This is a genomic window from Thalassobaculum sp. OXR-137, from assembly GCF_034377285.1.
In the GTDB taxonomy this organism is placed as follows: Bacteria; Pseudomonadota; Alphaproteobacteria; order Thalassobaculales; family Thalassobaculaceae; genus Thalassobaculum.
Genome location: NZ_CP139715.1, coordinates 478,028 through 489,339, shown reverse-complemented (window position 1 = coordinate 489,339; position 11,312 = coordinate 478,028). Strand labels below are relative to the sequence as shown.

General features: G+C 65.3%; 10 protein-coding genes. 3 read left to right on the top strand and 7 right to left on the bottom strand.

Annotated elements, in window-relative coordinates; translation table 11 throughout:
• Positions 1 to 101 precede the first annotated feature (101 nt).
• Complete coding sequence (locus tag T8K17_RS02395; protein ID WP_322332910.1) at positions 102 to 854, top strand: response regulator; 753 nt, start codon at positions 102 to 104, stop codon at positions 852 to 854.
• A 33-nt stretch (positions 855 to 887) separates the two neighbouring features.
• Here T8K17_RS02395 and T8K17_RS02390 read toward each other — a convergent pair whose 3' ends face one another.
• The 5 genes from T8K17_RS02390 to T8K17_RS02370 all read right to left on the bottom strand — a co-directional run bounded on the left by T8K17_RS02390 (position 888) and on the right by T8K17_RS02370 (position 6,046).
• Positions 888 to 1,079, bottom strand: coding sequence for a hypothetical protein (locus T8K17_RS02390; RefSeq protein WP_322332909.1), 192 nt, complete (start codon positions 1,077 to 1,079; stop codon positions 888 to 890).
• A gap of 264 nt (positions 1,080 to 1,343) precedes the next feature.
• On the bottom strand, positions 1,344 to 2,924 hold the full coding sequence (locus T8K17_RS02385; RefSeq protein WP_322332908.1) for a TRAP transporter large permease: 1,581 nt from the start codon (positions 2,922 to 2,924) through the stop codon (positions 1,344 to 1,346).
• Between the two features lie 12 nt (positions 2,925 to 2,936).
• Positions 2,937 to 3,503 carry a TRAP transporter small permease gene (locus T8K17_RS02380; protein ID WP_322332907.1) on the bottom strand — a complete coding sequence of 189 codons (567 nt, stop codon included), beginning with the start codon at positions 3,501 to 3,503 and terminating at the stop codon, positions 2,937 to 2,939.
• A gap of 124 nt (positions 3,504 to 3,627) precedes the next feature.
• Positions 3,628 to 4,653, bottom strand: a complete 1,026-nt coding sequence (locus T8K17_RS02375) for a TRAP transporter substrate-binding protein (protein WP_322332906.1) — start codon at positions 4,651 to 4,653, stop codon at positions 3,628 to 3,630.
• Between the two features lie 367 nt (positions 4,654 to 5,020).
• Entirely contained in the window at positions 5,021 to 6,046 is a 1,026-nt protein-coding gene (locus tag T8K17_RS02370) for a TRAP transporter substrate-binding protein (RefSeq protein WP_322332905.1), read from the bottom strand.
• Here T8K17_RS02370 and T8K17_RS02365 point away from each other — a divergent pair.
• Complete coding sequence (locus tag T8K17_RS02365) at positions 6,039 to 6,263, top strand: hypothetical protein (protein WP_322332904.1); 225 nt, start codon at positions 6,039 to 6,041, stop codon at positions 6,261 to 6,263. The two genes, T8K17_RS02370 and T8K17_RS02365, sit on opposite strands and share 8 nt — an antisense overlap.
• 124 nt (positions 6,264 to 6,387) lie before the next feature.
• On the opposite strand, the gene T8K17_RS02360 is transcribed toward T8K17_RS02365, so the two are convergent.
• The gene (locus T8K17_RS02360) at positions 6,388 to 8,664 is read right to left on the bottom strand and encodes an adenosylcobalamin-dependent ribonucleoside-diphosphate reductase (protein ID WP_322332903.1); all 2,277 of its coding nucleotides are present in this window, start codon (positions 8,662 to 8,664) and stop codon (positions 6,388 to 6,390) included.
• Between the two features lie 246 nt (positions 8,665 to 8,910).
• Between T8K17_RS02360 and T8K17_RS02355 the strand changes: the two genes are divergently transcribed.
• Entirely contained in the window at positions 8,911 to 10,662 is a 1,752-nt protein-coding gene (locus T8K17_RS02355) for a HAMP domain-containing sensor histidine kinase (RefSeq protein WP_322332902.1), read from the top strand.
• Here T8K17_RS02355 and T8K17_RS02350 read toward each other — a convergent pair.
• Positions 10,643 to 11,311, bottom strand: coding sequence for a YdcF family protein (locus T8K17_RS02350; protein ID WP_322332901.1), 669 nt, complete (start codon positions 11,309 to 11,311; stop codon positions 10,643 to 10,645). The two genes, T8K17_RS02355 and T8K17_RS02350, sit on opposite strands and share 20 nt — an antisense overlap.
• Position 11,312: the final 1 nt, after the last annotated feature.

Sequence of the window (11,312 nt, the reverse complement as noted above, 5' to 3'; positions counted from 1 at the left end):
AAGACAGACTCGAACCGCCCAGACCAACAAAATCATATGAGGAACCGGTGCCCATCCGACGCGTTGCGTAGAGATGAAGAACCGTTTTCAGGGACCCGCCGATGTCAAATGAGCAGGCCGAACTGAGACACCACGCGCGTGTGATGCTGTGGGACCGCGACGTTGGAGACGAGCTGTTCCGGCTGGCCACCGATCAGGTGACCCAGGGTCAGACGGTCGTCGACAATCAGCGGATGGACGCCTTCCGCCGGTTCTACCGGGCATGGCGCGACGGCGTGTCGACGGTGGGCGCGCCTCTGTTCACCGATGCGGCGCTGTTCAGCGCGCTGCCCGGTCCGGACAACGTCCCGCGTCAGATACTGATGCTGTCGGATTTCGCCGGCTTCCCGATCGACCAGGCCGCGGAGATCGTGGGCATCGACCGCGATGCCGCCGAGAAGGCGCTTGCCGCCGGTCGGGCGCAGAACCGGGTGGACCCGGCAATGGGTTGCAAGGCGCTGATCATCGAGGACGAGTTTCTGATCGCCGAGGAGCTGAGCGCGCTGTGCAAGCGGGCTGGGATCGCGGAAGTCTATCTGGCGCGCACGGTGGATCAGGCTCTGAGCGCCGCCCAGGACCATCTGCCGGACATCATCTTCGCCGATTTCCGGCTGAAGGACGGTGAGACCGGGGTCGAGGCGATCGAACCGCTGCGCGACCTGACCGGCGCGCCGGTCGGCTTCGTGACCGCCTATCCGCATTCGGTCCTGAAGCATTCCGTCATCCCGCCGGACTTCCTCATTCAGAAGCCGTTCCGCCCCGAAGCGGTGACCGCGATCATCGGTCACTGGCTTGTGGAAAAGGAAATGGACTGAGGTTCAACCAGAAGCTGAGCGGGAGTGCGGCGGTCAGTTGGTGAAATTGTCGCCGATGTCCAGATCGCTCGAATGGGTCAAGCCAATACGCAGCAGTTCTCGAATGGCGGCTGCCATCGATGGGACGCGGTTTTCAAATTGCCAGTCTTTAAGCTGGTCGATTTCTGAATCCGTCAGCATGACCTGCTGGCGGACTAGACGCTTTTCTCTTTGATTTTGGCTCACGTGTCCATTTGACCTTTATGCTTCATCGAGAGCACATCCGAAGAAGCCGCCACCATAGCAAATCACGATCGCCGACCGTGCCCTAACCCCGATGGAATCACTTTGAGCGTAACCGGCGATTTGGTCAATTGTCTGACGCTGAGTATGCGGGTGAAACCCGTCTAAATGGTTGTATATGTATCAAAATAGAATGAATTGCGGGGTATCGCCGGGAGCGCCGTAGCTCCGACACGGTGACCGGAGCTACGGCGGTTCGCAGACGTCCTAGAGGAAGACCGTCGTGATTTCCGGCACCAGCAGGATCAGCGCCAGGATCAGCAGCTGGATGCAGATGAACGGCAGGAAACCCCGGAAGATGTCCGTCAGGGATATATGTGGCGGAGCCACGGACTTCAGATAGAACGCCGCGGGTCCGAAGGGCGGCGACAGGAAGCTTACCTGCATGTTGACGCAGAACAGGATCCCGAACCAAACCTTCACCAGGGTGACGCTGTCGAGGCCGCCGGTCAGGCCGAGCTCCTCCATCGGCATCTTCAGGACGATCGGCAGGAACACCGGCATGACCAGCAGGACGATGCCGGTCCAGTCCATGAACGCGCCGAGGAACAGGAAGATCACCATCATCACCAGCAGCACGCCCATGGTCGGCAGGTCGTAGCCGAGGATCAGGTTGGCCACGTAGGTCGGCCCGCCGGCGATGGTGTAGGCGCCGGCCAGGGCGGTGGCGCCGAACGTCACCCAGATGATGGTGCCGGTCGACTTGAAGGTGCGCATGGAGGCTTCCTGCAGGAGCTGGAAGGAGAACTCCCCGCGCAGCACGATGAGGACCAGCACGGCGATCGAGCCCATGCCCGCCGCCTCGGTGATGCCGGTGATACCGCCGTAGATCGAGCCGAGCACGACGATGACGATCAGCAGCGGGGCCACCAGGCCCTTGCCCTTCTCCCAGGCGTCGGCGGCCTTCTGGCGACCGACCACCAGGAGGAGGAAGGCGAGGCAGGCAGCGGCGATCGCTGCCGCGACGCCGAGCGACTGGGCGTCGATCAGGGTGGTCTCCTCGTCGATCGAGCCGACGGTGTAGAGCACGGCGCCGCGCACGACGACCAGGGCGGCCGCCCCGCCGACCATCATCGCCAGCAGGCTGAAGCCCATCGTGGCCTTCTCACTGCCGGTCATGTCGTCCGGCGACGGCTCGGGCAGGGGAGCCTGCTCGGGATACATGCGGGTCCGGATCAGGATGTAGACGATATAGCAGCCGGCCAGGATGAAGCCGGGCAGGAAGGCCGCCTGGAACAGGGCGTGGATCGAGGTCTCGGTGATCAGGCCGTAGAAGATCAGCACGATGGACGGCGGGATCATGGTGCCGAGCGAGCCCGACGCGCAGATCGTGCCGACCGCGAGGTTCTGGTCGTAGCCCAGGCGCAGCATCTGCGGCAGGGCGATCAGGCCGAGCAGCACCACTTCGCCGCCGATGATGCCGGACATCGCCGCCATGACGATGGCCATCACCGCGGTGACCACGGCGATGCCGCCCCGGGTGCGCGACAGCCAGATGTTCAGCGTCGAATACATGTCCCGCGCGATGCCGGACCGTTCCAGCAGCGTCGCCATGAAGATGAACAGAGGGACCGAGACCAGAACGTAGTTCGTGGTGATGCCGTAGAGCCGCTGGGCCAGGATGTTCATCGGCCCGGTGCCGAAGGTGCCGAACAGCAGGTCGGGCCCGAACTTCAGCACCATGACGACGACGGCGAGGAAGCCGGAGGCGAAGCCGAGCGGCATGCCGATCGCCAGCAGGGCGAGCATGCCGACCAGCAGGATCAGCGAGATTGTCCCGATATCCATGGCGGCGTTTCCTCAGTCGGTCCGGGTGTTGGACGGGTCGGTGCCGATGTTCGGCATGTCGATGTCGTCGGCCGGATCGTGGGATTGGGGATCCTTGTTCCAGTCGTAGATCAGGTTGGAGACCGACTGCAGGGCCAGGAAGATCAGGGTGATCAGGATCAGCGGCTTGATGGTCGCCGGGATCGGCGGGTCGAAGGCGGTGCCGAAGGTCTCCCAGCGCAGGAACTTGGCCTTGGCCTCGCCATACCCGCCCCACACGACGGCGACGGCGAAGATCACCACGCAGAGCACGGACAGGGTGTCGAACAGCTGGCGCATCCACTTGGGCGCCATGTCGTAGAGGATGAAGATGCGGATGTGGCTGCGCTGCTGCAGCGCGTAGAGCCCGGCGGTCAGGTAGATGCCGCCGCCGACCCACAGGGACATCTCATTGACCCAGAGCGTCGGCGCCAGGAAGACGTACCGCATCACCACTTCATAGAAGATGATGGCGACGATGAAGGCGGGCGCCCACATCGCGATCCGGCTGAAGCCCCACGTCACCCAGTCCAGAGGACCGGTCCGCTCATGCTCGACCATTTGCCACTCCCTTGAACATTCGGCCGCGGTTTTTGCGGCATCTTCCGGTCATTTTGCCGAAAGGGTACCGGCGGGCACCGCGACAAAGACGCCGCCCGCCGGATATTGGGTCAGATCCCTCGGATCAGTTCTGCACCAGGCCGAGCTGACGCAGATAGGTCATGTGGCTCTCGACCAGGGCCTTGGCTTCCGGCGTGGTCGCGAAGTCGACCCAGGCGGCCTGGGCGGCGTTGCGGAACTTCTGAAGATCCTCGTCCGACCAGGCGTAGAGCGTGACGCCCTTGGTCTTCAGGTCCGCAGCGGCTTCCGCGTTCTTCTTCTCGAAGGTCAGCGCGGTGCGCAGGGCCAGGGATTCCATGGCGACGGACATGATCCGGCGATGGCTCTCCGGCATGGCGTCCCACTTCGCCTTATTGCAGGCCAGGTGGTCGGACGGCATGGAGTGGAAGCCCGGGTAGTTGGCGTGCTTCACCAGATCGTACAGGCCGAGCGACTGGTTGTTGGCCAGACCGGAGGCGTCGGCGCCGTCGATGATGCCGGACTCGAGCGCGGTGAAGACCTCGGTGAAGTCCATCACGATCGGGCTGGCGCCCATGTTCTCGAAGATCTTGGTTTCCATGCCCGGCGGGGAGCGGAACTTCCAATCCTTGAAGTCATCGGCGTTGCGGATCGGCTTGGAGGAGGACAGGGATTCCTGACCGTAGACCCACCAGCCGATGAGCTGCATGTCGAACTGGTTGTACAGCTTCTGGGCCGCCTCCATGCCGCCGCCGTAATACAGCCAGGAAAGCTGCTGATACGGGGTCGAGTACCCGCCCATGATGTCGCCGACAAACTGGAAGGCCGGATTCTTGCCGGTCTGATAGGCACCGCTGGTCATCTCGCAGTCGAGAATGCCGGTGGCGGCCGCGTCGAACGCTTCCACCGACTTCACGACGGAGGACGAGTAGAACATTTCGATCTGGATCTCGCCGTTCGACATGGTCTGGACGTTGTCGATGTACTGGGCGGCGAGCTTGCCGGAGACGGTTTCCGGCGCGTAGTGCGTCTGGATGCGCAGGCTCGTCGTCTCGGCCATGGCCGCGGTGCTGAGCCCGGCGGCGAGCAGCGCCGCCGGCACGGCGGGCGCAAGCTTCGCAATCATTCTCATCTATTCCTCCCATTGGCTGCCGGTATTCCGGCTTTTGATCCGACCCTGTCAGGTCAGACCCGTTTTGTCGTCGAGGATATCTGCATCGATTTTTTCCGACGCAGCAAAAAGCGCCTCGTCCGACCTGTCTCCGACTTTGTCGGCCCCATGGAGGAAGGTCAAGGCATAGGCTGTTGTATGGTTGTTTGACGTCGTCTTCGGCCGTGTGAAGGTCGTGAGAACAAGGTGTTCCCACGATCATTCATAAGCCCCCGCCGGGGAGACGGGGCAGGACCGCCGCTTTCGGGGCGGCGGACGACGGGCGACGGCGGCAGGTTGGTCCGGCCGTTGCCGCCGCCCGTCGGATCCGGCGGTCAGCTGCGCGGGCTCAGTTCTTCACCAGACCGAGCTGACGCAGATAGGTCAGGTGGCTCTCGACCAGGGCCTTGGCCTCGTCGGTGGTCGCGAAGTCGACCCACGCCGCCTGGGCGGCGTCGCGGAACTTCTGCAGCTCCTCGTCGGACCAGGCGTACAGGTTCACGCCCTTGGACTTCAGGTCGGCGGCGGCCTCGGCGTTCTTCTTCTCGAAGGTAAGCGCGGTGCGCAGGGCCAGGGATTCCATGGCGACGGACATGATCCGGCGATGGCTCTCCGGCATGGCGTCCCACTTCGCCTTGTTGCAGGCCAGGTGGTCGGACGGCATGGAGTGGAAGCCCGGGTAGTTGGCGTGCTTCACCAGATCGTACAGACCCAGAGACTGGTTGTTCGCCAGACCCGAGGCGTCGGCGCCGTCGATGATGCCGGACTCAAGGGCGGTGAAGACCTCGGTGAAGTCCATGACGATCGGCGAAGCGCCGAGATTCTCGAAGATCTTGGTTTCCATGCCCGGGGGCGAGCGGAACTTCCAGTCCTTCAGATCGGCGGTGCTGCGGATCGGCTTGGACGAGGCCAGGGATTCCTGACCGTAGACCCACCAGCCCACGAGCTGCATGTCGAACTTGTTGTAGAGCTTCTGGGCCGCGTCCAGACCGCCGCCGTAGTACAGCCAGGAGAGCTGCTGATACGGGGTGGAGTACCCGCCCATGATGTCGCCGACGAACTGGAAGGCCGGGTTCTTGCCGGTCTGATAGGCGCCGCCGGTCATGTCGCAGTCGAGAATGCCCGTCGCCGCCGCGTCGAAGGTCTCCACCGACTTCACGACCGAGGACGAGTAGAACATCTCGATCTGGATCTCGCCGTTCGACATGGTCTGAACGTTGTCGATGTACTGGGCGGCGAGCTTGCCGGACACGGTTTCCGGCGCGTAGTGCGTCTGGATGCGCAGTGTGGTGGTCTCGGCCATCGCCGCGGTGCTGAGCCCGGCGGCCAGCAGCGCTGCCGACACGGCGGGTGCGAGTTTAGCGATCATGGTCATCAAATCCTCCCAATGGGATGCCGGTATTCCGGCTTCTGATCCTACCTTGTCAGACAAGGTCTGTTTCATCGGCGAGGATACCTGCATTGGTTTTTCATCCATGCAGAAAAACGCCTCGCCCGACATGGCTCCGACTTTGTCGGGACCGCCGGGCAAGGTCAAGCGATTGGGCAACGTGTGGGTAATCGAGCGGATTGCGGGCGATCTCGGCGGGTGACGGCGGCCGCCGCCCGGATGTCGCACTATCGGGCGATAGATCGTATGTATGGGCTGGTTCCCGCCGCTACAGGCGCGGCCCATCCCCGCCGCTCGGACGGGGATGGACGGTCACGCGCGGTGCGTCAGCCGCATTTGGAATAGCCGCAGGCGGTGCAGAGGTCGCAGCCCTCCTGCTTCACCAGGGCGACCGAGCCGCAGCTCGGGCATTGCCCCGGTGCGGTGCCGATATTGATCACCTGCTTGACCGGCTTCGGCGCGACGGTTTCGGCGTCCGGCGCCTTCAGGAAGCCGATGGCCAGCATGTGCTCTTCGATCACGTCGCCGATCGCCGCCAGCAGGGAGGGGACGTAGCGGCCCTTGACCCACTGCCCGCCGCGCGGATCGAACACCGCCTTCAGCTCGTCGACCACGAAGCTCACGTCGCCGCCGCGCCGGAACACCGCGCTGATCATACGGGTCAGCGCCACGGTCCAGGCGAAATGCTCCATGTTCTTGGAGTTGATGAAGACCTCGAACGGGCGGCGGCGGCCGTCCTGCTCGATGTCGTTCACGGTGATGTAGATCGCGTGGTCGCTGTCGGCCCATTTGATTTTGTAGGTCGCCCCCGGCAGGAAGGTCGGCCGGTCGAGCGGCTTGGTCAGATGGACGATCTCGTGCGCCTCGGCTTCGGCCGTTTCCGGTGCCGCCTGTTCCGGCTCCTCGCGCTTGGTGGCCAGCACCGAGCCGGTGATCAGGTTCGGCCGATAGGTGGTGCAGCCCTTGCAGCCCGTGCGGTAGGCCTCGCGATAGACGTCCTTGAACGTCTCGAAGGCAATGTCCTCCGGCACGTTGATGGTCTTGGAGATCGAGCTGTCGACGTATTTCTGAACCGCCGCCTGCATGACCACATGGTCGTGCGGGGTCAGGCTCTGGGCGTCGACGAAGGCGTCGGTCAGCTCCGCCGTCTCGCCCTTCAGGCGCCGGTACAGGCGGTAGGCGAAGTCGCTCACCTCCTCCACCTTCTTGGAACCGTCCGGCATCAGCACGGTGCGGTCGTAGGTGAAGCTGAACACCGGCTCCAGCCCGCTCGACACGTTGTCGGCCAGCAGGGAGATCGTACCGGTCGGGGCGATGGAGGTGACCAGGGCGTTGCGGATGCCGTGCTTGGCGATCCCCGCCTTCAGGTCGTCGTCCAGCTCCGAGATGCTCTCGCCCGCCAGATAGGCGTCGCGGTCGAACAGCGGGAAGGCGCCCTTCTCGGCCGCGAGGTCGATGGAGGCCTGGTAGGCGTGGCGGCGCACCGCGTCCATCCAGCGTTCCACCGTCGCCACCGCGTCCGGCGAGCCGTAACGCAGGCCGCACATGATCAGCGCATCGGCCAGCCCGGTCACGCCGAGCCCGATGCGCCGCTTGGCCAGCGCCTCGCGCCGCTGCTCCTCCAGCGGGAACAGGGAGACGTCGACCACGTTGTCCATCATCCGCACGGCGAGCGGCACGGCTTCGGCCAGGGCCTCCTCGTCCAGACTGGCACCGGCTTCGAACGGATGGCGCACGAAGGTCGCCAGGTTCATCGATCCGAGCAGGCAGGCGCCGTAGGGCGGCAGCGGCTGCTCGCCGCAGGGATTGGTGGCGGCGATGGTCTCGCAATAGTGCAGGTTGTTGCGCTGGTTAATCCGGTCGATGAAGATCACGCCCGGCTCCGCCACGTCGTAGGTGGCGGTCATGATCCGGTCCCACAGGTCGCGGGCGCGGATCGTGCGGAACACCTCCCCGTCGAACTTCAGATCCCAGTCGGCGTCGGTCTCCACCGCCTGCATGAAAGCGTCGGTGACCAGGACCGAGAGGTTGAACATCCGCAGCCGCACAGGATCGCGCTTCACCTCGACGAAGGATTCGATGTCCGGGTGGTCGCAGCGCAGGGTCGCCATCATGGCGCCGCGGCGGGAGCCGGCGCTCATGATGGTGCGGCACATGGCGTCCCAGACGTCCATGAACGACAGCGGGCCCGAGGCGTCGGCGCCCACGCCTTTGACCGGCGCGCCCTTGGGCCGGATCGTGGAGAAGTCGTAGCCGATGCCGCCGCCCTGCTGCATGGTCAGGGCCGCTTCCTTCAGCGCGTCGAAGATGCCGCCCATGCTGTCGGGGATGGTGCCCATGACGAAGCAGTTGAACAGGGTGACCTGACGCCCGGTGCCGGCGCCGGCGACGATGCGGCCGGCCGGCAGGAAGCGGAACCCGTCCAGCACCTCGCGGAACCGCGCCGCCCATTGCGCCCGCTCGCGCGGCTTCTCGGCCTGCGCCAGCGCGGTGGCGACCCGCGTCCAGGTATCCTCCATCGTTGCGTCGATGGCGGATCCGCCCTGTTTCAGGCGGTATTTCATGTCCCAGATCTGCGTACTGATGGGCGCGAGATCGTTCATCGAATCCTACATGTAGTGGTTCGCAACTGAGCTATACAGTGTATCTCGACATCAGCTCCCAGACAAGAACTCCGGCATCGGCGTCCCGCCCAGGCCGGATCCGGTGTCCGTTATGGCGTTCTTAACACTTGGGCGCGTACCAGTCGTCCTCAAGCAATAAGATGAAGGGAGGGCCGGCGCGTCGGCCTGGAAGCTCACGTGTCATCAGGACCAGGCAAGCCGAGTGGCACCCCGCGGGGACCGAATGTGGCGAGCGACCGCCGCCTTGCCGGTGGCGTCTCCATTGCCGCATTGGTGCTTGTCGGACTTCTCTCCCTCTCCGGAATCGCCGCCTCTGTACTCGGCGGCCTAAGGCTGGCCGACTACAGCCGTCAGGTCTGGGAAGAGCGCGCCCGGATCGAAGCGCTGGCGCATTCCACCGCCATCGACGGCGCCCTGCTCCAGGTCGAGGCCCAGCTTCGGGCGCTCGCGACTCTGTTCTACAGCTCCGAATATGTCGACGACCGCGAACTCGCGCAGGCCGAAGCGAACCTGCCCTCCGAAGGCCTGAGCATCACCCTGACCGGCCTCGTCTTCGCATCGGTCATCGATGACAGCCAGCGGAGCGCGACGGAGACCGAGTTCGGGTTCCCCTTCACGGTGCCCGGAGAGCCCGGGACCCGGTCGCCGATGACGCTCAGCCACTTTCCGGTGGTCCTGCCCAGCACGACCTATCCCCAGTTCCACATCGGCGCCGACCTCGCCGCCGTCGCGGCCCTGCGGTCCATGGCGCTGTCCGCCGACCGTCTGCGCCGTCAGGTCATCATGAGCCCGACCTTCGAGCTCGACGGTAGGCAGGTCGTCGGCTTCGCCATGTCCGCGCCCAACGGAAAGACCCAGGGCCTGCTGCTCGGTCTGCTGGCCCTGGACGATCTGTTCGAGCGGGTGATGCGATCGGACCGGCCCAGTCTGCATATGCGGCTGCTGGAATACCCCGGAAGTTGGGAGTTCGACGGGATGCCGCGGGTCGTGCGCGGTATGGCGGAGCTGCCGACCGACAGCCTGGTCACCTTTGATCACCGCTTCACCCATGGCGAGGCGCGTTGGAACCTGCAATGGAGCGTCAGGCCCGGTTTCCAGGGCGGGGTCGATACCGTCCCGGCGCTTCTGGTGGGTGTCGGCGGCTCCCTGCTGAGCCTGCTCGTCGGTCTGGCGCTGTGCCTGCTGATCTACCAGAACGCGCTGATCCGCCGCCGGGTGGAGGATCGGACCGCCGAACTGAGCGAGGCGCTGCATCGGGCCGAAGTCGGCAACCGGGCCAAGACGAATTTCCTGGCGGTGATCGGCCATGAGCTGCGCACGCCGCTGAACGCCGTGATCGGCTTCGCGGACCTGCTGGAGAACCTGCAGCCGAGCGATGTCTCCCGCAACTACGTCCATTTCGTGCAGGGGGGCGGCCGCCATCTGCTGCGCCTGGTCAACGCCCTGCTGGAGGTCGCCCAGGCCGAGGCCGGCGAACTCACGCTGGCGGAGTCCGAGATCGGGATCCGCGATCTGGTGGAGGAGGCCGTACACGCACTCGATCCGGCCCTGGTCCTCTCCACCGTCGCGATCGACCTGGATCTGGCCGACGATCTGCCCACGGTGCGGGGCGACCGGGAGCGCCTGATGCTGGTGGTGGTCAACCTGCTGCTCAACGCCATCCGCGCGGCAGGCGACGCGGGACGTGTGGTCGTGCGGGCGGTCCGGCTGCCGGACACGGGCTGGGTCCGGCTCCTCCTGTCGGATTCCGGGCCCGGGATGACGGATGACCAGCTCCAGGCGTCCCTGCGGCTGTTCGAGCAGGTCGAGAACCCGATGAACCGCCGGCACGAGGGGCTCGGCATCGGTCTGCCTCTGTGCCGCCATCTGGTGCACCTGCACGGCGGCATCCTGGCGATCGACACCAAACCGGGAACGGGGACGACGGTGACCGTCGACCTGCCCGCCGCCGGGGCCGTCAGGTCGCCACGGCCATGAACCAGCCGGCCACGGTCACCCGGGCGGTGGCGAACAGGTATTTGGAATACTCGTTGGCCAGCAGCGCCAGGGTGCCTGGGTAGCGGTACCAGCTGTCCAGCCGCACGTCCGGCGGGATGACCGGATGCGGAATGATGCGCACCTCCGGCATGGCATGGGCGAATTCCAGCATCGCACGCGGCATGTGGTAGTTGGAGGTGACCAGCACCACGGAGGTCCGGTCGCCCACCGCCATCCAGATCGCCGTCTCCCGCGCGTTGCCGATGGTGTCGGTGGCGCCGTGGCCCAGCACCAGGCAGCAGTCGATCAGCTTGTCGGGCAGGCGGGTATCGCCGTCGTCGAGCAGGGAACGGATGCCCTTGCCGTCGACCCGCTCGTCGACGCCGCTGACGAACAGCACCGGTGCCGCGTCCGTCTCCAGCAACGCCACGCCCTCGTCCAGGCGGCGGCTCCCGCCGGTCAGCACCACGATGGCGTCGGCCTTCTGCGGCGACGCCTCCGCGACCCGGGGCAGCCGATCGACGAAGCGCACGAGCCCGACGGTCCAAACCGCGAAGACCCCGATCAGAACCGCCAGGACGAGCCAGCCAAGGGCGCCAACGCGGCGCTCCTGCGAACGGCCGCTGCGGAAACGGTTGCGTCGTGCCATT

Bases quoted from the DNA above. Each gene is read 5' to 3' on its own strand.
- T8K17_RS02395 (WP_322332910.1), top strand. From the start codon at position 102: ATGTCAAATGAGCAGGCCGAACTGAGACACCACGCGCGTGTGATGCTG.
- T8K17_RS02385 (WP_322332908.1), bottom strand. From the start codon at position 2,924: ATGGATATCGGGACAATCTCGCTGATCCTGCTGGTCGGCATGCTCGCC.
- T8K17_RS02380 (WP_322332907.1), bottom strand. From the start codon at position 3,503: ATGGTCGAGCATGAGCGGACCGGTCCTCTGGACTGGGTGACGTGGGGC.
- T8K17_RS02375 (WP_322332906.1), bottom strand. From the start codon at position 4,653: ATGAGAATGATTGCGAAGCTTGCGCCCGCCGTGCCGGCGGCGCTGCTC.
- T8K17_RS02365 (WP_322332904.1), top strand. From the start codon at position 6,039: ATGGTCATCAAATCCTCCCAATGGGATGCCGGTATTCCGGCTTCTGAT.
- T8K17_RS02370 (WP_322332905.1), bottom strand. From the start codon at position 6,046: ATGACCATGATCGCTAAACTCGCACCCGCCGTGTCGGCAGCGCTGCTG.
- T8K17_RS02360 (WP_322332903.1), bottom strand. From the start codon at position 8,664: ATGAACGATCTCGCGCCCATCAGTACGCAGATCTGGGACATGAAATAC.
- T8K17_RS02350 (WP_322332901.1), bottom strand. From the start codon at position 11,311: ATGGCACGACGCAACCGTTTCCGCAGCGGCCGTTCGCAGGAGCGCCGC.